Origin of the sequence: Flavobacterium jejuense (assembly GCF_006491595.2) — a bacterium.
Classification (GTDB): Bacteria; Bacteroidota; Bacteroidia; order Flavobacteriales; family Flavobacteriaceae; genus Flavobacterium; species Flavobacterium jejuense.
In genome coordinates this window covers 1-23200 of record NZ_VEVQ02000022.1, presented here as the reverse complement: position 1 = coordinate 23200, position 23200 = coordinate 1, and the positions used below count along the sequence as shown (strand labels likewise).

The window sequence follows — 23200 nt, the reverse complement described above, 5'->3', positions numbered from 1 at the left end:
TTAGTTTAATATAGTTTACAAAAATAATAATTTAAAAAATTAGAATGGGTAATTAATTCCAAAATTTAAAACAGTTCTGCTAAAGTTAATGTCTCTAAACCATCTTTCGCTTTCTTCTTTGGCTGGATTATAAGTTTTATACCCAAAATCAATTCTAAATACAAAAAAATCAAAATCATATCTAAGCCCTATTCCAGTTCCTAAAGCAATATCTTTAAGTGATTTTATTCCATTAAAGGTGTAAGACTCATCTTCAACGTTGTCGAAAATGTTCCAAATGTTTCCAGCGTCGGCAAATAAACCACCATTAATTTTTCCAACAATATTAAAACGGTATTCTACACTTGCAGCAATTTTTAAATTAGCTTCATTAAAGTCATTAATTCCACCACTACTTCCAGGTCCTAAGCTATAAGCTTGCCAACCTCTATTGTCATTTGAACCACCAGCGAAATAACTTCTTGAGAAGGGAATAGAATTGGCGTTACCATATGGAATTGCTATTCCACCAAATGTTCTAAAGGCTAATATGTTTTTCTTGCCTAAATCCCAATGTTTTATTAAGTCTACTTCACCTTTAACATATTGCGCATACTCAATGCCAAATATAGTCTGATTTCCATTGTCGCTTTCTGGTTCTTTTACTTGTTTTGCTATTAGACTTGCAAAATTACCAGCAGTCTCTATTTTTGTTTTTATAGCATAGAAGGTATTGTCTAAAAAACCTTTTTTTGTGTTTTTGTTATAGGTAAATGCAGAAGATACAATAAGGTTGTTTTCTATTAGACGTTTTCTTCTTTCCCCAATACTTCTTATTGAATTATAATCATTCGATTGATTGTTTATTGGAATATTGCCATTTATTACATCTTCTATGAAGAAAACAGCACCAGTATTAGTAAGGTTTCCTGTAGTAGGATCTAAATATGCTGTATTTGAGTTGTAAACTTGTGCTAAATCATTTAAACGATTGTAGGAAGAATTATATACATTAAAATAATTGTCAATATTTAAATTTCTTACGAATTGAATATTCAGTAAGTCAAATCGTATTGTAGTATCGTCTTTTGGTAACCAGTTGTAGTTAATAATACTTGTAAAATTTTCTTTGTCTAACCCGATATTTCTTTGATTGGTCAAACCAAAACTCATTTGAGTTGTTGGTAACATGTCTTTTTTTATAATGGCTGTGGTTTTAAATGGTAAGAATATTCTTGGAAAAGTTAATTTTACGTCTGCACCATATTCTGAAAGATTGAAAAAAGTTCCATTAGGGTTTGGTAAATCTCTTGAAGAACCGATATTACCTCTCGTTGAAATTTCTAAGGTTTCAGCTCTTCTAAATAGATTTCTAAAAGTAAGAGAAAGGTTTCCAGTAATACCAAAATCTTGAATGTTAGAATGATTAAAGTCTATTGAGGCATTTAAATTTTTCTTTTTTAGTGGAATTAAGTAGATGTTAGCAATTAAGTTGTTTTCATTTCCAGAAGTGGTATCTACTACATATTCTATATTTGGAAAATTAAATACTTTTAAATTACTCAAAGATCTTGAGGTTAAAGTTTTGTCTTTATCGCTGAAATATCTGCCTTTTTCAATAAAGATTGCATCTGTTATTGCTTTTGGTTTGTAATTTAGTTTACCAATAGAGTAAATGTTGTAGTTGTTGTAAGATACACTGTCGCTAATTTTAGATCTTAATTTTTTTAGAGCACTATTGGTAAAAATATTTACTTGGCTTATTTTGTATATTTTAAAAGGAGTTTTAACAAGAGTGTCTCCTCTTTTTATTTTTCGATTTTCAATGTCATATACAATATCAATGTTCTTGTTTTTTTCATTTGTAATTACATCATATCTTACATGATTAACTTGAAAGTCATATACTCCATTGTTTCTGAAATAATTAGTTATTCTGGTTCTTTCTGCATCAAATTTTTCATCATTAAATTGATCTCCAATTTTAATTAAGGATCTTTTTTGGTTTTTTAAAAATAAACTATCTAATTCTGGAGTTTCAATTCTTCTTGAAATACTATCTATAAATGATGCTTCTCCAGTAGAAACAAGGTAAGTTACTTTTGCTTTTTTTAAACCTACTGAGTCAATTTTAGATGTTACTTTGGTGTCAAAATAACCTTGATTGTTATAGTAACCTTGAAGTTTGTTTTTAGTAGTATTTATTTTTATAGGATCTATAACAACAGGAGCTTCACCAGTTTTTTTTAAAAAACGGCTCAAGCCAGATACTAAGAAAGATTGGCTAAGTCTGTCTACTTGTTTGTTGGATATGATTTTAGCTAGATTTTCTCTCCTATTTGGTTTTCTGTTTAGCCAAGCATAGTATAAAGAATCTGGATTGTCTTTTGCAATATTATATAATCCTAAACGTAAAGGGAAGCCTAGTAGTTTACCATTAGGTTTTTGACTTATTAAGCTTTCGATTCTTTCGTTTTTAACAACGGTGTCATTAGTGACAACTGCGTTTTTTGTTAAAAGTTGTTTGTTATCTGGAACTTTTTTTACAATTGAACAAGAGTAAAAGATGATACCAGTTAGAAATATAAATGCTATTTTTGGAAAGATTTTTTTCAATTCGATTAATATAGTTAGTCAAAAATACAATTTTTATGGTTAGTAAAAACCAAATTAAACTTATAACGAGTTTGCAACAAAAAAAATATAGGAAACAACATCAATTATTTTTTGCCGAAGGTAAAAAAGTAATACAAGAGTTCCTAGATGCTAAGTATGAATTACAAAGTTTATTTACAACAAGTGATTTATTTTTATCGATTGATAAAAGCAAAATTCATACCATTACAGATACAGAGTTGAAAAAAATTAGTGCTTTAACAACACCAAATAGTTGTTTAGCTCTTTTTAAAATTCCGATTGAGAAAAAAGTTGACTTGAATGGTTTGATTGTAGCTCTTGATGATGTTAGAGATCCAGGTAATTTAGGTACCATAATAAGGCTTTGTGATTGGTTTGGTATTGAAACTTTATTGTGTTCTGAAGAGACAGTGGATATTTATAATCCTAAAGTAGTGCAGGCAACAATGGGTTCGTTAAGTAGAGTGAATGTCGTTTATTTAAATTTGAAAGCGAAGCTATTAGAGACCAAACTGCCTATTTACGGTACTTTTATGGATGGAAATAACATATACAAAGAAATGCTTCTAAAAGAAGGAATTATTGTAATGGGTAATGAAGCTAATGGAATTTCGAATTCTATTGAAAAATTAATTAATCAAAGAATTGCTATACCAAGATTTGGAAAATTACAACAAACAGAGAGCTTAAATGTGGCAACTGCTACAGCAATAATATTAAGTGAGTTTAGAAGGTAGTAAATTAATGAAATGTGAAGTTAATAAAAATCCCTCTAGTTTTCATCGATTGTACATTTCCTGTCCAAGGACTATCTGGAGTATTATCTCTAATTAATTCATCATTCATGCTGAAAACACCTCTAATAGATGGTGAAAATTTAAAGTATTCTAAATACAAATCAATACCAAAACCAATCTCATAAAAATTAGACCATTTTTTCATTCTAAAACGGTCGTTGAAATTATCATCTGGAGCCTGAGAATTACTTCCAAGATTTAAAGCTGTTGAAAGTCCACCTACTAAATAAGGTCTTATGTTACCTGCTCTTTTAGCTGAGAATTTCAATAATAAAGGAAAGAAAATATAAGTGGATTTAACTTCTCTTAAGGCGTCAACAGGATTGTCAATGCCAGGAAATGTTAAGTTTCTTTGTGTAATATATAAACCAGGTTCAAAACGTAAATCGACATGGTCTATTATTCTTAAATTCCCAACTAGTCCTACGTTAAATCCAATAGTATTCTCAGAAATCACATCTTCTGTTGGAGCTAAATAATCAAATTTAAAATCAAGACTGTTAAAACCTAAGAAGTATCCCCAATGAACTTTTTGTTTATCAAAGTTCTCGAGATTAATAATTGGGTCTTTTCCGAATAAACCACCTTGTGAAAAACTCATTGTAGTGGTTAGTAGCAATAAAATAAAAGTTCTTTTCATACTATTTCTTAGATGCATGATAAATTGTGGCAACACCAAATGTTTGAGGTAAATGCTTTACATCTATAAACCCAATTTTTCTCAAAATATTGTTTAAAGCTTCCCCAAAAGGGAAAATATTAGCAGAATCTGATAAATATTTATAAGCTACTTTGTCTTTTGAAAATATTTTTCCAATAATTGGTAAAATAAATCGAGTATGAAAAGCATATCCTTGTTTGAAAGGAAATTTAGTAGGAACAGAGGTTTCTAGTATAACAAAAATACCATTTGGTTTTAAAACTCTAAGTATTTCTGCTAATCCTTTTTCTAGATTTTCGAAGTTTCTAACTCCAAAAGCAACTGTAATAGCATCAAAATAGTTGTCTGGATAAGGAATACTTTCGCTGTCACCCAATACCATTTCTATCTTGGTGTCTAGTTTTTTTTCTTTAATTTTTTGTTTTCCAATTTCTAGCATTCCAGCAGAAATATCTAGACCAACAATCTCTTTTGAAGTAGTGTTTGTCATTAATATAGCTAAGTCTCCAGTTCCAGTTGCAATATCTAATATGGTATTTGGGTTTTTGTCAGCAACAAGCTGTACTACTTTTTTTCTCCATGAGACATCAATTCCGAAAGAGATAACACGATTTAAACCGTCATAATTTCCAGCAATTGCATCAAACATCTGTGCAACTTGTTCTTTCTTACCTAGTTCTGAATCTTTATATGGAGTTATGTTTTTTGGCATTGTCTTAATTATATGGAAGGCAAAAATACGAATTTAATTTTCATTTTCTAATGTAAGTGAGATATGTAAAATCATAAATATGTTTTTCATCTTTTGGATGATGTTGTTTTTCAGTTAATTTCCAATTATTTGTATCAAATTCAGGAAAAAAAGTATCTGCATCAATTGAAGTATGAACTCTGGTTAATTCTATTTTATCAGCAATTTCTATAGATTGTTTGTAGATTTGACCTCCACCAATAATGAAGTTTTCTTCGTTTTCAGGACAGATTGATATGGCTTTATTTAAATCACTAACTACTATGCAGTTTTCTGGAACGGTATAATTTTTTTGTCTAGTGATTATGATATGTGTTCTGTTTGGTAAAGGTTTAGGGAAACTTTCAAAAGTTTTTCGTCCCATTATTATATAGTGACCAGAAGTTAGTAATTTAAATCGTTTAAAATCATCTGGTAAGTGCCAAACTAAATCATTGTCTTTACCTAGTGCATTGTTTTCTGATGCTGCAGCAATTATTGTAAGCATTTTATTATTGTTTTTAAAATTCTAATTTCATTAAAAATTTTATTATTTTCAATTTTATTTTTGAATGTGGAAAATATTTTAGGTTTAATTCTAGCCAATTTGGTTTTTCTAAAATACTTTTGTAATGAGAAAAGGTTTTAAAGCCACTTTCTCCATGATAGGAACCTATTCCACTTTGTCCAACACCTCCAAATGGTAAATTACTATTGCTAATTTGCATAATAGCTTCATTAATTGCTCCACTTCCAAATGAGATCTCATTTAAGATTTTTTTTCTTGTTTTATTGTCATTGGTGAAAATGTAACAAGATAAGGGTTTTGGTCTTTCTTTGATTTTTATTATTATTTCGGACAAATTAGTATATGATAAAACAGGCAAAATTGGGCCAAAAATTTCATCTTTCATAATTTCATCTTCATCTTTTACGTTTTTTAAGATGGTAGGTTCAATGTAGCGATTAGTAATGTTGTGTTTTCCGCCAAAATATATTTTTTCTTTATCAATTAAATTGACTAGCCTAGTGTGGTTTTTCTCATCAATTATTTGAACATAATTTCCGTTTTCAAAATTATAATTGGAAGCTTTAATTTCTTTTTTACATTCTTTTAAAAAATTTTCTTTGATAGTTTCGTGAACGTAGACGTAATCTGGAGCAATACAAGTTTGACCTGCATTTAAATATTTGGACCACATAAGTCTTCTTACAGTTGTTTTTAAATCACAATTTTCAGTAACTATAGTAGGGCTTTTTCCACCTAATTCTAAAGTTACTGGAGTGAGATTTTTTGCAGCAGCTTGATATACTATTTTACCTACTGGAACACTGCCTGTAAAAAATATTTTATCAAATTTTTGATTTAATAGGGTAGTTGTTTCTGGTATTCCTCCTTCAATTACTTTAAAAAAGCTTGGATCAAAGTTCTCATTTATAAGTTTAGCAATACTATTACTTGTGTTTATGGGTAATTCGCTAGGTTTTAAAAGTATAGTGTTTCCAGCTGCTATTGCTGCTATTGCCGGAGCAAAAGATAATTGGTAAGGATAATTCCAAGCTCCTATTATTAAAGTTACCCCTAAAGGTTCAGGAATGATATAGCTTTTACTAGGGAAATTTACCAAATTTGTAGTTACTTTTTTTATAGAAGCCCATTTTTTTAAATGTTTTGTAGCTTCATCAATGTCTTTGTAAAGTAAACTCAATTCATTTGTGTAATTATCGAAAGAAGATTTTTTAAAATCTTTGTATATGGCATTATTTAATATTTCTTCGTTTTCTTGTAATAATCGTTTAAGCTTTTTTAATGCCAAAACTCTAAAAGATAAAGATTTAGTATTGTTATTATTGAAGAATACTCTTTGATTTCTTATTGTCTGTTCCATGAAAATATTTTTTCCAGATTTTTAATTAAAAGAAAATGCCTGTTTGAATTGATTTTCAAACAGGCATTAAGGTAATTAATATTTTCTATTTATTTGTATAAATTCCAATCGTATTCTTTGAATTCTAACTTTGTGTTGTCGTTAATTTTTATGGCAGAATATTTATTAATAAAACCTACCATATTTACAGGTCCAATAAAATCTGCAAAGTACCATTCAAATATTTTTGATAATTGACAAGTAGCTGTTCCTATTGTGTTTTTAGTTGTATCGTTTATGTAGTTGCTAGTAGCAACATCTAAGTCATAATCAATACTATTAGCAGCGTAAGCTGTATTTTTTAATTGAGGTGATGAAATAGCTGTAGAATATAATGCAAAATGAACTCTTGGGTCATTCATCGGGCGTAAAATTTCGTGTTCAATATGATCTAAAGAGATTTTTTCACCATCAAAGTCAATAAATTTCATTTTGAAAGGTTCTCTTATGTAGTTGATACTTTTAATAGGATAGTTTTCAACAAGTAATTTTATAATATTTGCATTATAAACGTTTATCCAGTAGGTTTTTACTTCTGTTTCTGACCAACTTTTGTTTGGAGAGATTTTAGAAAAGTTTTGAGCAATATTGTTTATTTCTCTCATGTCTTTTAACACTTTGTCATAATCAACAACACCTTTACTCGATACATGTTTTTTTAGGAAACCATCGTATTCTGAAAAATCAATAACTTGACTAAATCCATTCAGGGTGACCACTAGTAATAATAGTAAAATTTTCTTCATAAGATTTTTTTAATAATTTTATATAATTTAAAAAAACGATTGCAAAAATAATAAATCTATTTTAGAATTTCAGTATAAATAAGTTAAATTTCACTATTTGATAAAAATTAAATTACTGTAAATCATTATAGTAAGTATTATCGCAATCTTAACATTTTAAATATTACAAAAAGTAAGCCAAAACTATTTTTTATTTTAGTTTCAGTTATTTTTTATTTTTTTAATACTATATTCTATTTTCAAAAGATTGATTTTCAGAAAGATGGTTTAGTTGTTATCAATTGTTCTTTCAATGTTGTTAATGCATTCTAAAATATGATATTTGGTTTCTTTATGTGGAGTTCTTTTTTTAATGTTAGATAAATCGATTTTGAGTTGAAGTAACTCACCATATACTAATGATTTGATATCAGATAATGATACATTAAAACTATAACTTGTCATGTCATCATTGTAAATTGAAATTAATCTGTCTAAATGTGCTTTTTGAATATTTCTTTCTGATATGGAATTTCCTTTTGTTGTGGTATTTATCTTCCAAATACCATTTCTAACATCTGATAATAGTTCAAGTGTAGTGTAATTAGCTGGATTTATGAATTCGGCATCTAACAATCTACCCATTCTCTCTACACTTATTAAGTTGTTTAAGTGTCTTCTTTGGTAATTTAGTAATTTTTGTGAATATCCATCTGGTGTGAATTTGTTCAAAATACTACTATCGACCAACCATCTTTGTTCTGAAAAGGCATTTTCAATGAGCCATTTTGTGGCTTCTTTTTGTTTGTCTTTAGGAATTACTGTATAAATATTTCCTTCTTGATTTGGTTTTTTTTCAATCTCATTTACACCTCCTACATAAGTAACTACATGTCCTATATATCTACTCCAAACACTCAAAAGTTCACCATATAGTTCTTCTAAGTCTTCGTAATTATTGGTTTCTTTGCTGGTCCAATCTGGAAGATTTTTGGCAACAATTTTTAAATTTGTAATACCATAATTACTTGCTTTTATGGCATTGTTACTTATATCTTCTGTTTGTGAATAAGGGTTAAAACTACTAGATTGTTTGCCAAACTCATATTTTGGATCACCAACTTTTTCTAATATCCATTGATCTAATGTAGGAACTTCTTGCTCTGGAGTGCTTGTGTTTGGAATAATCCTATAACCCCAATTAACAGCATAAGAATCATACGGTCCCATTTGTCTTATAAAACGAACATTTGAGTCTCCTGGCTGTGCAATGTAATTGAATCTAGCGTAATCCATAATACTAGCAGAAATTCCATTTAGTTTTGTGAAACCAGGTTTTCTATAATCTTCTACATTATAAGCACAACTTGCACTCATATTATGAGGAAACCCTAATGCATGTCCTACTTCATGAGCAATAACCATTTGCATCATTTCTCCCATTTCTTCATCACTAGTGTGTAAGGTTCTTGCAGATGGATTTGCTGCTCCTGTTTCTAATAAATATCTATTTCTATAAGAGCGAAGGTGATTGTGATACCAGATGATGTCACTTTCTATTATTTCTCCTGTTCTTGGGTCAGAAATGCTCGGTCCAATGGCATTTCTTGTAGTACTAGCTACATAACGAATCACTGAATAGCGAATGTCTTCTGGACTAAAATCTGGATCTTCTTCTTTTGTAGGCGGATCTTTTGCAATAATAGCATTTTTAAAACCAGCTACTTCAAAAGCTTTTTGCCATTCTTCTACACCTTTTTTAATGTATGGTCTTAATTTTTCAGGAGTTGCAGGATCTAGATAATAAATAATCGGTTTAATTGGTTCAACCAACTCTCCTTTTGCATAAGCTTCTGGGTCTTTTGGTTCTAATCTCCATCTTCTTATGTAGGTCTTTTTATCTGACTTTAATTCGCTACTGCTATAATCATATTTGTTTAATGTAAACCAGCCTATACGAGAATCAAATATTCTTGGTCTCATTGGGTTTTCAGGAAGCAAAATGAGAGACTGACTCATTTGGACACTAATTGTTTCTGTGTTTTCTAAAATGGAAGGTTTTGAAGCATTGTAAGTGAAATCCTGCAAGACTTCTATATTTAATGGAAAAGCTTTTATATAATTGATGAAACTCCTGTTTTCGTCAAGATTTTTAACTTTATAGGTATCTCTTATTCTAGGAGATAATCCGCTTATTGCTTTTACGTCGGTTGAAAAGAATTTGGTAACATCAATGACTATTGCTGTAGAATCTTTTGAAAAAGCATTTATGTCAAATGCGTATAAAGTGACGTCATTATTATTGGCTTTTACAGAAATATTAATTGGTAGGCTATCGTTTGCAATACTATTTGCTGATTTTACTTTAATTAAAAGTTTGTCTTCAAATCGATCCCAAATAATCATTTGACTATTCATTTCACTTCCAGCATTCACATATCCACCACCTAAGCCTTCTGGAACTTTGGTAAATTTACTTACTAAAAGCATCTCTCTGTTTAGTAAGTTGTTTGGAATTTCAAAGTAATATTTATCAGTTACTTTGTGAACTTTAAATAAACCAGAAGTAGTTTTGGCTTCTTTAGTTATAACGGTATTGTAGTCTTTTATTTTTTCTTCTTTTTTATTTTCTATAGAAGCAATGACTTCTGTTTTCTTATTTTTTTTCTTTTTCCAAAATTGGGAATAAGAAGTATTAAAAGATAATATAACTAGAAGTAGTAGTGTAATTTTTTTCATTTGATTGTAGTTGTTTTAGCTAAAATAATACAATTTAAAGAAATGAAAAAACAGTTGTCTTTTTTTAAGAAAATAATAACGGTGGTTTATTTAAGTTTAAAAGTTAATGGAAGTCCATAAATTACTCTTACGGGTTTTTCATTAATGAAACCTGGATTTAGTTTTGGTAGTTTTTTAATAATTCTAATACCTTCATGTTGAAAAATAGGATGAGAATTACTTGATAATATTCTTTCTACTGCTCCATTTTTTTCTATTAAAAAAAACACAAAAGTTTTTCCAGTTAATCCTTTTTTAATGGCATAATCAGGATATTTGAAATTTTCTTTTATATGTTTAGAGATTTTTTTGTTGAAATGTTTTATTGATTTCTCTTTATCAGTATTTTTCTTAAAAGCTCCAAATGTTGGGTAAATATCTAGAGATGTAATATTTTTTATTGAGTCATTTTCGTTTGAAAACAATCGTTCTTTTATTTTGTTGAATTTAGGGGTTTCTAAGCTAACATAAAGTTTGAAATCCGCTGAAATGTAAGTGCTTTCTGTGTTGTTGATTTTTTTAATTTCAATTGATGGGATTTTTTTAAATATTGATTCAAAAAATGGAACTAATTTTTCACTTTTTTTATCTATATATATTATTTTAAATCTCCCAATTGAATCTAATTTTAGGGTGAAGAGGATATTTTGAGATGTATTGTTGTTTTCAGAATTGTTGTCTTTTATAAATTCATATTGTGAAAGATCAATTATTTCATTTAGATAAAAGTTAATCTCTTTTTTTTTAATACTATCAAAATTTGAAAATATCTTAGAATAATCTTCTTCTTGAGAAAATCCAAAAATAGAAACAAATAAGAATATAAATAAAATGTTCTTCATGTTTTTATTTAAATAGCAACAGCTCCTTTAATATGAGGGTGAGGATCATAACCTTCTAAAGTAAAATCTTCAAAGGTAAAGTCGAAAATATTCTTAATTTGAGGATTTAATTTCATAGTCGGTAATGGACGACATTCTCGAGATAATTGTAATTCCAATTGCTCGATGTGGTTGTTGTAAATATGCGCATCGCCAAAAGTATGAATGAAATCACCTACTTGTAGATCGCAAACTTGTGCTACCATCATTGTAAAAAGAGCATATGAAGCAATGTTGAATGGAACTCCTAAAAAGATGTCTGCACTTCTTTGGTACAATTGACAGCTTAATTTTCCATCTGCTACATAGAATTGAAAGAAAGCATGACAAGGCGGTAAAGCCGCTTTTCCGTTAGCAACATTTTCTGAAAAGGAAAAAGATGTATTTGGTAAAACACTTGGATTCCATGCAGAAACTAACATTCTTCTGCTATTTGGATTCGTTTTTAAGGTTTCGATTAATTCAGTTATTTGATCGATTTCTTCACTATTCCAATTTCTCCACTGATGTCCATAAACAGGTCCTAAATCTCCATTTTCATCGGCCCATTCGTCCCAAATTTTAACTCCGTTTTCTTTTAGATAACTAATATTGGTATCTCCTTTTAAAAACCAAAGTAATTCATAAATAATAGATTTAAGGTGTAGTTTTTTGGTTGTAACCATTGGGAAACCTTTAGTCAAATCAAAACGCATTTGATAGCCAAATACACTAATAGTTCCTGTTCCTGTTCGGTCACCTTTTTGGTTTCCGTTTGTTAATACATGTTTTACTAAGTCGTGATATTGTTGCATTTTAAAGTTGGAATTTAGAAGTTTTTAGAATCTTTAGACTGTTTATTTTGTTTTTATTTTATAGGAATTGAAATTTTTTGCTTGACCTTGTTGGTATAAAAAAAATAACATTGGTATACCAAAAGAAAAAGCAGCAAGCAATCCAAAAAATAAAATCATAATAATAGAAGCTAAAATACAAATTAACGAAACAAAAATAAAAACATTCATATAAGGTGTTGCTCTTATTTTGTTAATGTGTATTTTGTCTTTTTTATGGCATTTTGAACACGTATAAGGAATTTCATTACCTTTTTTCATTTGTAAAGCACCTCTATCGTCTTCAGTGATTTTAATTCTATTTTCTTCGTTGCAGAAGTTACATTTGAAATAATGATAAATTAAGCCCATTTTTTCTATTTTTCTAACCAATTATCATTCCTGCAATAGTAGCTGATAATAAGGATGCAATACTACCACCAATTACAGCTTTTAAACCAAATTCCGATAACGTTTTTCTTTGATTTGGTGCTAATGATCCAATTCCGCCAATTTGAATACCGATAGAAGCAAAATTCGCAAAACCACATAACATATAAGTCGCCATAATTACCGATTTTTCATAAGTAAAATGAATGTTACTTGACATGTCTTTTAACTCTGCTAATTGGATGTAGCCAACAAATTCTGATGCCACAAGTTTTATGCCTAAGAGTTGCCCCATAAGCATCATGTCCTCTTGTGCAACACCTATTAACCACATTAAAGGGGCAAAAAGATATCCCAATATAAATTGTAGAGATAATCCTTCTTTATATTGAGTTTTTGATGCAATTATTTCATTAAGAGATGTAAAATGCCAATTTACATTTAAACTTTCAATTGTAAATCCATTAAAACTAGCAATTCCTCCTAAAATTCCATTGAGCATAGCTATTAATGCAATGAAAACTAATAGCATAGCAGCTACGTTAGCAGCTAGTTTTAAACCTTCTGAAGTTCCAGTAGCAATAGCATCTAAAATATTAGAACCAATTTTCTCTTTAGTTACTTCAACATTAGAATCTATATTTTCTATTTGAGGATAGAGTATTTTTGATATTATAATGGCTCCAGGAGCAGCCATAACAGAAGCAGCTAAAAGATGTCTAGCGAATTGTGCTTCAAGAATTTTATCTCCACCACCTAAAAATCCTATATATGCTGCTAAAACTCCACCAGCAACAGTTGCCATTCCTCCAACCATTACGAGTAGAATTTCACTTTTATTCATTTTTTCTAAATAAGCTTTTATCAATAAAGGAGCTTCTGTTTGTCCTAAAAAGATATTTCCAGCTACCGATAAACTTTCAGCTCCTGATATTTTTAATAATTTGGACAGCCCAATAGCCATTAGCTTAACAATTTTTTGAATTATACCTAAGTAAAATAATAATGAAGTTAATGCTGAAAAGAAAATGATTGTTGGTAGTACTTGAAATAAGAAAATAAAGCCATAGCTTTTTATGTCCATCATATCACCTAATAGAAAAATACTACCAGCTCTTGTGAATTCTAGTACTTTTGTAAATAATTTTCCAACAAAGTCAAAAAAGGATTGAACAAATGGAACTTTTAGTATTCCTATAGCTAATATTAGTTGGGCTACTAGTCCAATAGCAACAGTTTTCCAGTTTATTGCTTTTCTGTTTGCACTAAATAAAAAAGCGATAGCTAATAATGCTGCCATTCCAAGGATACCTCTTCCTATTCCTATGGCTGAAAGCCCTGTGCTTTTTATTAAGGAAGTATTGGGCGTAGTTTTTTCTACTTTATTTGATGAAAAAAAGGAGTAAGCTTTATCGCCTTTTTTTAGAGTAAGAGTTGAATCAGTTTTAGTTTCTATAACAAAACGTTTTGTTGGAGAGTCTGAGCCATTTTCAAATAAGAATAAGAATTTATCTTGTACTAAATAATCTCCTTTTTGATATAGACTATCTTTTGATAATTTTAAGTTGTAAGTACCCTCTTTTAATTCAAGAAAATCATTTTTTGAGGTGTCAAGTTGCCATTTTTTTTCAATTTCTTGGGCATTTATATTTAAAAAAGTAAATATAAGTGAAAAGCATAAAAATATATTTTTTATCATTCTTGTAGTTTGTTTAAGATTCTTTTTTAGAGATTTCATCTCTTATTTTTGCAGCTTTTTCATAGTCTTCGTTTTGAACAGCTTCTTCTAATTTGTCATACAGCTCTTGTAGTGTGTAAGCTGTATAGTCTTCTTTTTGAATTTCTTCAGGTTTATTACTGCCAAATGTTTCTGGTGTGGAAAGAACATCATCTGATTCTTCACTGTTTTCATCCTCTTTGGTAGGATTGATTTTTAGATAAATACCAGCTTTGTCAAGAATGTTTTTATAAGTAAAAATTGGAGCGCTAAATCGAAGAGCAAGTGCTATAGCATCAGATGTTCTAGCGTCTATAATTTCTTCTATTTTGTCTCTTTCGCAAATAATACTAGAGAAGAAAACGCCATCAACTAACTTATGAATGATAACTTGCTTTACAATGATATCAAATCGATCAGCAAAGTTTTTGAATAAATCATGAGTTAAAGGACGCGGTGGTTTGATTTCTTTTTCTAATGCTATTGCTATGGATTGAGCCTCAAAAGCTCCAATAACTATTGGCAATTTTCGTTCTCCGTCAACTTCATTTAAAATAAGAGCATAGGCTCCGTTTTGTGTTTGGCTATAGGAAATGCCCTTTATTGTTAATTTTACTAAACTCATTATGTAATTCGTAATAAGTATTGATGTTATTTGTTCAATACTTTAAAGATTATTAAAAATAAACTATTCTTCTAACTAGCCCTGATGGAAGCGGTATCTTTTTGTTTTGTTTACAAACAGAACAAAAAATAAAGCGAACAGCAGGAAAATGGTTGGCAAATATACACCAAGTCATTCGCTCCAAAAATAAAAAAAAGAGCTATCTAAACAAAGATAACTCTAATTTTAATATAATATATTTTTGAACAATTAAAAATTAAGCGTTGTTTGCTTTAAATGCTTTTAATTTTTCGATTAATTGTGGTACAACTTCAAATGCATCACCAACAACACCATAATCAGCTACTTTAAAGAAAGGTGCATCAGCGTCTGTGTTGATAACTACTTTTACTTTTGAAGAGTTAATACCAGCAATGTGTTGAATTGCTCCGGATATTCCAACAGCAATATATAAGTTTGCTGCAACTGGTTTTCCTGTTTGTCCTACGTGTTCGCTATGAGGTCTCCATCCAATATCTGATACTGGTTTTGAGCAAGCAGTAGCTGCTCCTAAAACTGAAGCTAGTTCTTCAATCATTCCCCAGTTTTCTGGACCTTTTAGTCCACGACCTGCGGAAACCACTATTTCAGCGTCTGCAATTGTAACTTTTCCAGTAACTTTTTCTATGTTTTCTACTTTTATTCCAAAATCGCCATCATTTAATGTTGGAGTAAAATTTTCTTCAGCTAGAGAAGCTTCTGATTCGAATAATCCAAATGAATTTTTGGCAATTCCAATAACTTTTACATCAGTATTTATTTCTGTAACATTGAAAGCTTTGTTTGAGAAAGCAGTTCTTTTTACTTGAAATGGATTTGTGCTTTCTGGTAAAGCTACTACGTTAGATGCATAACCAGCATTAAGTCCTACAGAAACTAATGGAGCTAAGTACAAACTGTCAGTAGTTGATGATAAAACAACTAATTTAGTGCTTTCTTTATCAGCTGCTTGTCTTATGACATCTGCATATGCTTTTGCGTTGAAAGTTTTTAGTTTTTCGTTATCTACTTTTAAAACTTTAGAAACACCATACTTAGCAAGTTCAGAAACATTAGAATTGTTAACTGTTAATGCAGTTACTGTTGTTCCCATTGTGTCTGCTACTTTTTTTGCGTATGAAGCAAGTTCAAGAGCTACTTTTTTAAATTTTCCTTCTGCTGATTCAGCATATATTAATATAGACATGATTTTATTTTTTATGTATTAAACAGTAGTTTGTTAGATTACTTTTGCTTCATTATGAAGTAAGTTTACTAATTCATCTAGGTTATCAGGACTTACCAATTTAACAGCTGATTTAGGAGCAGGTTTTTCAAATTTAACTGCTTGAGTAGCGTTGTTGTCTCCTGTTGGTTCGTTAACGGTTAGAGCTTTAGAACGGGCCATCATAATTCCTCTCATGTTTGGAATACGTAGGTCTTTTTCTTCTACTAAGCCTTTTTGTCCACCAATAATTAAAGGTAAGTTTGTAGAAAGTGTTTCTTTTCCACCATCTATTTCTCTAATTGCTTTTGCAGTAGTTCCCTCTATTTCTAAACCTGTGCATGAATTAATAAAATTGTAGTCTAAAAGTCCTGCCATCATTCCAGGTACCATTCCACCATTGTAGTCTAGTGATTCTTTTCCTGCGATTATCAAATCGTAACCACCTTGTTTTACAACCTCCGTAAGTTGTTTTGCAACAAACATCCCATCTTTTGGATTAGCATTAATTCTAATTGCCTCATCAGCACCAATAGCTAACGCTTTTCTTAAAGTTGCTTCTGCGTCAGCTCCACCTACGTTAACAACAGTAACTGTGGCACCTTGCTTTTCTTTAAACCAAACGGCTCTAGTTAAACCGAATTCGTCATTAGGGTTGATAACAAACTGAACTCCATTTGTGTCAAATTCAGTATCATTATTAGTGAAGTTGATTTTTGATGTAGTGTCAGGCACATGGCTGATGCAAACTAATATTTTCATTGTTTAATTTTTGAGATTTAATGCTACGAAATTACAAAAAAATGTTTAAAAATACTATGCGTGCATAATATTTTTAAACATTTTTTAATTTTTTCAGTTTAATATGGAAAATACTAGAGTTTATTGTTTAAGCTCTGTATTTTTTTTTTATATATTTGGAGGATAGTTAAGAATCTTTTAAGTTGTCTACAAAATAATGAATGCAAACAATCAAATAAAAACTCATTTTGATAATAAAGTTGTTATAACTTTTATATTGGTCTTTATTCTGTCTTGCAGTTTACTGGCTTTTAAAAAATCTAAAGAAGTGGATTGTTCTGTTTTTGATTTTGAAACTGATTCAGCTTTTTATATGGTTGATGATTTGATAACGTTTTCAGAAGGTTCTGAAAAGGCATATTCGTGGAGATGGTATTTTGGAGATGGTACAGATATTTCTTATAAATCAAAAGTAGTGCATTTTTTTTCTAAGCCTGGAAATTACAAGGTTAAGTTGTTAGTTAATGGAACTTGTGAGGTTGAAAAGACTTTAAAAGTAATTCCAAAACCAGTTGAGGAGATAAAAGAGCAGCTTATTGTAGATTTTGATTCTCCAGTAAGAGTAATTCAAGGTGATGTTGTTCAGTTTTTAGATAAAACAGAGGGGGCAGAAACGTGGGAGTGGAAATTTGGTGAGTCTAGTAAAGTGGATAGTAAGTCGAAGAATCCAAAATATAAGTTTACTAGTTTAGGCGTGAAAACAATTTCTTTAGTTATTAATGGTGATAAAAAGAATAGGGCGCTTAGAGATATTGTTGTTGTAGCAAGGCCAGTTAAAACAAATACGAGAAAACCAGTTAAGAATAAGATTATTAGCGTGGATACCGTTCCAAAAGTATTTAGTGAGGAGAAAATCGCTCCGACTGTCATTAAAGCGGTAAATGAGAATGAATTAGAGGAATTATTATATTCTATTTCAGATAATAAGATTTCTTTGATTAACTTTAAGAATCAGTTTTGTTTAGATAATGCTCCTAAAGTTAGAGTTAATTCAGATAGTAGATATATGACATTGGAACAATTTTATAAATCAATAAAAAACAAAGGAATAAAAGTAAGAGAAGTTAAAATCTATAAAGAGAAAGATAAATGTATTGAAACCATTTATGTTAACTTCAAGTATAAAACATTTTTTTAAAATCTATAGACTAAAATTAATATTATGGCAGAAAGATTCTCAGGCAGTTATGGAATTGGAGGTAATGAAGTTAGAGTTGAAGGTCAAGAAGGTATTCTTGAAATTCCACAAAACAGGACTTTGATAGCTCAAAAATTAACGCCAAATACACCGGTGAAACCTGAAATTGTTTCAGGTTTGAAAAATATGGATGAAGTATTTGAACATTTTAACCCAAAAGTAAAAATGGCTTTTGAAGATGAAAATGGGCAAATAAGCAGAGAAGAACTTCAATTTAAAAACGTTGGTGATTTTTCTATAAATGGTATTGTTGAGCAAAGTTCTTATTTGTCAGATTTGAGAACTAAAAATGAGCAATATCAAAAATTAATAAAACAATTAAAGACAAATAAAGTTTTAAAATTAGCATTACAAGATCCAGAAGCTAAAAAATCAATTATAGAAAGTTTAGAAACTTTAATTTCTGAAATCGAAGCGTCAGATAAATAAAACAAGAACAACTATGGCAAACAATGAAAGTAGTAGTGCTGCTTCAAGTGCAGACAAACAACATAAGGAAGTATCACGGTCATTAGATCAAACTTTAGAATCATTTATTCAATTTGGGGGTTTTGATTTGTTAGAAGGGTCTATTGAAGGTGTTCAAAATTTAAATCCAAGTAGAAAAGCAAGGAAAAACATTTTTTTAACGGAGTCTAGTAAAAAAGCGGAAAGAGATAACTTAAAAAAAGTTTTAAAGATTTGGGCGGAATCTTTAAAGTCAGCTGATAATTTGGTTGATTTAGTAAATGAATGTGGAAATAAAGCAGAAGAAGCTGAAAAGACATTGAAAAGTAATCTTAAAATTGCTATAGATGAAACTAAAGAGTTAGAAGAAAATTATAGAAGTATTGCTCTTTTTTATAAAAATACAGAAGAAAGTAAGTTAAAAAATATTTCGATTGTAAATGCTGAACTTGATCAATTAAAGGATTTAGATAATACTAGATTTATTGATACGATTCAAGAGGAAATTGTGAATGGATATGATCGTTTGGATTTAAGACAAAATTATTCTTTACTAGTTATTCCTGGTTATTTAGGTTCGAATAAAGTAATAGAAAAATGGGCAAAAATTGCTTTTGACAATAAAGTAATGCTAATTACAGATTTTCAACATTTAGATGAACCAGATGATGTTATGGAAATGTTTGAATCTGCAAACCTTACAGGTGGTGATGCTTATAGATCTAATGTGATGATGGCTTGTAATTGGTTAGTAGGTAGAGGTAGACATGATGAAATTGATGAAGAGGATGATTTGTTTGTGCCACCATCAATGGCTCTAGCAGGTAAGGTTTACAATACCTTAATGTCGCAAATTACTGCGGGTAAAAAATATGGAGGTATTAATGAAGTTGATGGAGTTAAGTTTGACTTAAAGAAAAGTGAAATTGCTAACTTAGAAAGTTTAGGACTTATTCCTATGGTTAATGAATATGGTAAAGTAATGGCTTTTTCTGGTAAAACTCTTTTTAATGGTGATAATTTAGGTCTACAAACATATTCAGTAGTCCGTGTTTTTGACTATATAACTAAGGTTTTGATGGATTTTTTAAACAGAAGAGCTTTTGAAAACTTTAATGCAAAAACTAAAAAAGAGATTTTAAACCAAATAGTTAAATTTTTAGATAGTGTTTCTGGTCCAGATAAATTGATTGAAGATTTTGATATAAAAAGATTCGAGCAAGATGCAAATCAGAAAGATAGAATTTTTGTTGACATTCGTTTAAAACCATATTTTCCAGCTAAAAACTTTTTGATTAAAATGGATGGGCAAAAAGGGGATGATGGAAATGATTGGGATACCGAATATGCGGAATCATAATTAAAATTTAACAATAAAGTGCATTATTTTTTTTAATTTTAAATATATTTGTATTATATTTATATCGAGTAGATTTATTGACAGTTGACCAAACAAAAACAAATAACAACAAATAACAAACATTTTTTTTAATTTTTAAATATTACATTATGTCATTTAAATCAAAAGTAACATTAGGCGGTAAAGAGTACAATATTTTAAAGTTCTCTTATGAATTATTTCAAGAGATTGATGCAACTGGAAGACCTTCTTCGGTAACAAGAGGAGGAACATTAAATTTTACAGTTGAATCTACAGGAGATACTAATTTGGCGGAATTAGCTATGGACAACTTCGAAAGAAAAGATGGTAAAGTAACTTTCGTGAAGAGAGATACTGATGCTAAATTAAAAGAATTAAACTTCAGCGAGGCTTATTTAATAAGATACAAAGAAGAATTTGATGCTACTGGTACAAATCCATTGGTGGAAACCTTTACTCTTTCTGCAGAAGAAATTGCTATTGGTGGTGCTGAGCATAAAAATTCATGGGTTTAAACCTTAGATTTTAAACTTATTTTATTTAAGATTTCTAAAGAAAAAGAGATTGGAGTACATTCTCTTTTTCTTTATTTGTATTTTATATTTTTAATAACCAAAACTTTATAGATATGTCTTTTTTAGCAAAACTAGAAATTGATGGTGAGGAAATGAATGTGTTGGAGTTTCAGTTTTCTATTGGTCAAGAGATCGATAAAAGCGGAAAGCCATCTGCGGATCCTACTGGTGGAAGATTTAGAGTAGTCGTAGAGTCTACAAAAAGCACCATGTTGTTTGATTGGATGATTAGTAATAATCAAACTAAAAATGGTAAAGTAACTTTCTTTAGAAGAGATGCTATTTCAAAAATGAGAGAACTTCAATTCAATGACGGATATTGTATTGGTTATGACGAAGTTTTTTTAGCGCAAAGTAGTACTGCTATGAGTGTGGAAATTGTTATTTCAGCAAAAGAAGTGGTAATGAATGGTTCTAAATTTACTAGAAATTGGCCACTTAAATTCTAAGGAATAATGGATGAATTAGAGACTAATTTTTTTATTGGGTTAAGTTATCATTTTGGAGGTCCAAAAAACTATATGAGTGGAACTGCTGGTGTTGGAATAAGTCAACGTTTTGGTAGTTTAAATCCAGGAGCGAATCTTGCAGTTAATTTTTATAATGGAGGTATTGGTTCGCTTTCTAATAGTTCTGGATTCAATGTTGATGCAGTTTTAACAGCTAAACTTACTGCTGGTGGTGGAAATGGAAACCCTATGGATATCTATCCACTTCATCTTAATAGTGGTACTGGTTTAGAAGATAAATATAAGTATTCAGCAACCATAGGAACCAATTTTATTCTAAATAATAATGATAGAAATCAACATGTTGGTTTCGTTCAATTAAGGGCTAGTGATTTTAGTTTTCAAACTTACAATGATTTTGGAGGTTTTAAAAAAATAGGAATCAGTGATGGTTACGATCGTTGGTGGACTGGTGGTGGAAACTTAACTTTTGGAGCAAAAAATAGTGATTACCAATTTGTAATTGCTAGTGATGTTTTTACAGCAGATACTGATTCTGAAAGCAACTTAGATAGATATAATGCTGATAAGAACCTTGAAAAATTTCTAAGTAATAATCAGAATAATTCTAAGTTAGATAGGTTAAAGAACAGGATCACAAATTACACTCCAACTACAGCGTCTCAAGTGGATCAAACATTTTTGAATTTGAACAGAGATGGTGCAGTTTGGTCTCCTCAAGCTCACTCATTCGACTTAAATCAAGGGAGAACTTCTTTTAGATTAAAAACACCAGAAGGAACTTATGGATTAAATAGTTTGGGTAAAAGTAATATGTATAGTCAAGACGTAATTCATAGAATTATAAACTTTCATCTTATACCTTCAGAACGACCAAACTATTGGGAGTTTCAATATAGTCCAAATATAAATCAGTTCTAATGAAAAAGAATCTAATTGCATATATAATATTTGTATTTGCATTTGATTCTTGTAGCCAAAAATTTTATATTAAAAATGATTATTCTTTTTACAATGAGAATTTCGAGCTTAGCAAAGAGTCATTATTAAAGACTAATGGAATATATGTATTAGAAAGTACTTGGTCAAGTGTTGCTGATAATAGCAATAAAGAAAAACAGATGAAATCCTTTTATATATTTCATAAAACAGGACAATCAAATATGATAATGATGTCTAATACTGATTCTGTACCTAACTATAGAAAAATAATTATTGATAACTACAATAGAAGTAAAAAAAATAAAAATATTGGTACATTATTTCAGGGATATTATCTACTAAGGGGTAATAAAATCATCATAGAAAATGTTAACTCAGCATTAAGAAGATTTAATTATAGTTATGGTTATGTCGAAAATGATAAATTAATAATTGTAAAGCCAAATTCTTTACAAGGGGATGGAAAGTTTGAAGATAAGTACTTTTTACAAACTTATAAAGAAACATATTTGTTTGTACCAGTAGAAGATTTAGATTCAGTTTTGCCTAATTGGTAGATGTTCAATTAACTTCTTTTAAGATGAAAATTGTTTTTTCAAATATAATTTCAGTGTTTTTTCTTTTTATTAGTTTTCAAAAATCAATTTGTCAGTCACAAAAATCAAATGATTTAGATGATGCATATAAGCAAGAATTATTAGTTGAAAATAATGCTCTAAAATCTAGAATTGAAAATTTCCCTTCAGAAGCTAAAGTTATTAATGCTAAAATAGCTCAATCAATTAAACAAAAAAATTATGCTAATGCATTAGCATTAACAAAAGAATTAGAGATCATTTTACCTAAAAATGCAGATATAAAAAACTTTAAATCTAAAATGTATTATAAACTTAATAATATGGAGTTGGCAATTGAGTCCTATGATGATGCAATAAGATTAAATCCTAGAAATAAATGGTTTTACATTAATAAAGCTGGAGTTTTATCGGAAGAGGATAGATTTGAAGAAGCTGTAGAAATTGTTGATCAATTAATAGCAATTGAAAATAATTGGAGTATTGCTTATAATTTAAAGGCCTCTTTGTTGTTGTATTTGAAAAAGAATAAAGAAGCTCTTTTGATGTTTAATAAAGCAGTTGATTGTAAGCCAGAAAGTGCTCAAATATATACTAATAGAGGTGATCTGTATGTAGAAATGAATGATATAAAAAAAGCTATTTTGGATTATAAAAAAGCTTTGCGAATTCAGTCAGATTATCATCCTGCAAAAGAGAAACTAAATAGGATTTCTAATGAGTTAAATTAAATTCATAATTAAGAATTAAGTCATGGCAATAAGCACAAAAATTAATATAGAAATTGGATCCGAAAAACTTACAAGATTTTCCAAGTTAGTTATTCAGCAGAAAGTACATACACATCATACTTTTTCACTGTTGCAACCCTTGCCAAAAGAGTTTATAGGTCAAGCAATAGATAAGGC

The 23200-nt window shown here is 29.5% G+C and carries 23 protein-coding genes; 9 read left to right on the top strand and 14 right to left on the bottom strand.

The genetic code is table 11. From position 1 onward, the window contains the following. Positions 1 to 39: 39 nt before the first annotated feature. Positions 40 to 2595, bottom strand: a complete 2556-nt coding sequence (gene tamL, locus FIA58_RS20510; protein ID WP_208022840.1) for a translocation and assembly module lipoprotein TamL — start codon at positions 2593 to 2595, stop codon at positions 40 to 42. 35 nt (positions 2596 to 2630) lie between these two features. On the opposite strand from tamL, the gene FIA58_RS20505 reads away from it, so the two are divergent. Further along, entirely contained in the window at positions 2631 to 3353 is a 723-nt protein-coding gene (locus FIA58_RS20505) for a TrmH family RNA methyltransferase (protein ID WP_140964573.1), read from the top strand. A 4-nt stretch (positions 3354 to 3357) separates the two neighbouring features. On the opposite strand, the gene porT is transcribed toward FIA58_RS20505, so the two are convergent. The 13 genes from porT to FIA58_RS20440 form a co-directional block, all read right to left on the bottom strand. Then, a complete protein-coding gene (porT, locus tag FIA58_RS20500; RefSeq protein WP_140964572.1) occupies positions 3358 to 4053 on the bottom strand; it encodes a type IX secretion/gliding motility protein PorT/SprT in 696 nt (231 codons plus the stop codon). Position 4054: 1 nt separating this feature from the next. After that, entirely contained in the window at positions 4055 to 4786 is a 732-nt protein-coding gene (ubiE, locus tag FIA58_RS20495; protein ID WP_140964571.1) for a bifunctional demethylmenaquinone methyltransferase/2-methoxy-6-polyprenyl-1,4-benzoquinol methylase UbiE, read from the bottom strand. Positions 4787 to 4826: 40 nt separating this feature from the next. Further along, positions 4827 to 5312 carry a dihydrofolate reductase gene (locus FIA58_RS20490; protein ID WP_140964570.1) on the bottom strand — a complete coding sequence of 162 codons (486 nt, stop codon included), beginning with the start codon at positions 5310 to 5312 and terminating at the stop codon, positions 4827 to 4829. 13 nt (positions 5313 to 5325) lie between these two features. Further along, on the bottom strand, positions 5326 to 6693 hold the full coding sequence (locus FIA58_RS20485) for an aldehyde dehydrogenase family protein (RefSeq protein ID WP_140964569.1): 1368 nt from the start codon (positions 6691 to 6693) through the stop codon (positions 5326 to 5328). Between the two features lie 89 nt (positions 6694 to 6782). Then, the gene (locus FIA58_RS20480; protein WP_140964568.1) at positions 6783 to 7478 is read right to left on the bottom strand and encodes a DUF547 domain-containing protein; all 696 of its coding nucleotides are present in this window, start codon (positions 7476 to 7478) and stop codon (positions 6783 to 6785) included. 267 nt (positions 7479 to 7745) lie between these two features. After that, positions 7746 to 10196: a zinc-dependent metalloprotease gene (locus tag FIA58_RS20475; RefSeq protein ID WP_140964567.1), complete on the bottom strand. Its 2451-nt coding sequence runs from the start codon at positions 10194 to 10196 to the stop codon at positions 7746 to 7748. Between the two features lie 86 nt (positions 10197 to 10282). Then, entirely contained in the window at positions 10283 to 11077 is a 795-nt protein-coding gene (locus FIA58_RS20470) for an energy transducer TonB (RefSeq protein ID WP_140964566.1), read from the bottom strand. Positions 11078 to 11085: 8 nt separating this feature from the next. Then, positions 11086 to 11910 (bottom strand): thymidylate synthase, encoded by an 825-nt coding sequence (locus tag FIA58_RS20465; RefSeq protein ID WP_140964565.1) that lies wholly within the window; start codon positions 11908 to 11910, stop codon positions 11086 to 11088. 42 nt (positions 11911 to 11952) lie between these two features. Then, entirely contained in the window at positions 11953 to 12300 is a 348-nt protein-coding gene (locus FIA58_RS20460; protein ID WP_140964564.1) for a hypothetical protein, read from the bottom strand. Between the two features lie 13 nt (positions 12301 to 12313). Next, on the bottom strand, positions 12314 to 14017 hold the full coding sequence (locus FIA58_RS20455; protein WP_140964563.1) for a NupC/NupG family nucleoside CNT transporter: 1704 nt from the start codon (positions 14015 to 14017) through the stop codon (positions 12314 to 12316). Positions 14018 to 14030: 13 nt separating this feature from the next. Next, a complete protein-coding gene (locus FIA58_RS20450; protein ID WP_140964562.1) occupies positions 14031 to 14660 on the bottom strand; it encodes a bifunctional nuclease family protein in 630 nt (209 codons plus the stop codon). 256 nt (positions 14661 to 14916) lie between these two features. After that, positions 14917 to 15885 (bottom strand): electron transfer flavoprotein subunit alpha/FixB family protein, encoded by a 969-nt coding sequence (locus FIA58_RS20445; protein WP_140964561.1) that lies wholly within the window; start codon positions 15883 to 15885, stop codon positions 14917 to 14919. A gap of 33 nt (positions 15886 to 15918) precedes the next feature. After that, positions 15919 to 16665 (bottom strand): electron transfer flavoprotein subunit beta/FixA family protein, encoded by a 747-nt coding sequence (locus tag FIA58_RS20440; RefSeq protein WP_140964560.1) that lies wholly within the window; start codon positions 16663 to 16665, stop codon positions 15919 to 15921. Positions 16666 to 16861: 196 nt separating this feature from the next. On the opposite strand from FIA58_RS20440, the gene FIA58_RS20435 reads away from it, so the two are divergent. The 8 genes from FIA58_RS20435 (at position 16862) to FIA58_RS20400 (ending at position 23023) form a co-directional block, all read left to right on the top strand. After that, positions 16862 to 17842: a PKD domain-containing protein gene (locus FIA58_RS20435; RefSeq protein WP_140964559.1), complete on the top strand. Its 981-nt coding sequence runs from the start codon at positions 16862 to 16864 to the stop codon at positions 17840 to 17842. Positions 17843 to 17866: 24 nt separating this feature from the next. Further along, the gene (locus tag FIA58_RS20430; protein ID WP_140964558.1) at positions 17867 to 18331 is read left to right on the top strand and encodes a type VI secretion system contractile sheath small subunit; all 465 of its coding nucleotides are present in this window, start codon (positions 17867 to 17869) and stop codon (positions 18329 to 18331) included. Positions 18332 to 18344: 13 nt separating this feature from the next. Continuing rightward, on the top strand, positions 18345 to 19709 hold the full coding sequence (locus FIA58_RS20425; RefSeq protein ID WP_140964557.1) for a DUF5458 family protein: 1365 nt from the start codon (positions 18345 to 18347) through the stop codon (positions 19707 to 19709). A gap of 149 nt (positions 19710 to 19858) precedes the next feature. Further along, positions 19859 to 20245 carry a type VI secretion system tube protein TssD gene (tssD, locus tag FIA58_RS20420; protein WP_140964556.1) on the top strand — a complete coding sequence of 129 codons (387 nt, stop codon included), beginning with the start codon at positions 19859 to 19861 and terminating at the stop codon, positions 20243 to 20245. Positions 20246 to 20358: 113 nt separating this feature from the next. Further along, positions 20359 to 20754 carry a type VI secretion system tube protein TssD gene (gene tssD / locus FIA58_RS20415; RefSeq protein WP_140964555.1) on the top strand — a complete coding sequence of 132 codons (396 nt, stop codon included), beginning with the start codon at positions 20359 to 20361 and terminating at the stop codon, positions 20752 to 20754. Positions 20755 to 20760: 6 nt separating this feature from the next. Next, positions 20761 to 21696 (top strand): polymorphic toxin type 23 domain-containing protein, encoded by a 936-nt coding sequence (locus FIA58_RS20410; RefSeq protein WP_140964554.1) that lies wholly within the window; start codon positions 20761 to 20763, stop codon positions 21694 to 21696. After that, on the top strand, positions 21696 to 22274 hold the full coding sequence (locus FIA58_RS20405) for a hypothetical protein (RefSeq protein WP_140964553.1): 579 nt from the start codon (positions 21696 to 21698) through the stop codon (positions 22272 to 22274). The genes FIA58_RS20410 and FIA58_RS20405 overlap by 1 nt, the downstream gene beginning before the upstream one ends. 23 nt (positions 22275 to 22297) lie before the next feature. Then, on the top strand, positions 22298 to 23023 hold the full coding sequence (locus tag FIA58_RS20400) for a tetratricopeptide repeat protein (protein WP_140964552.1): 726 nt from the start codon (positions 22298 to 22300) through the stop codon (positions 23021 to 23023). Positions 23024 to 23200: the final 177 nt, after the last annotated feature.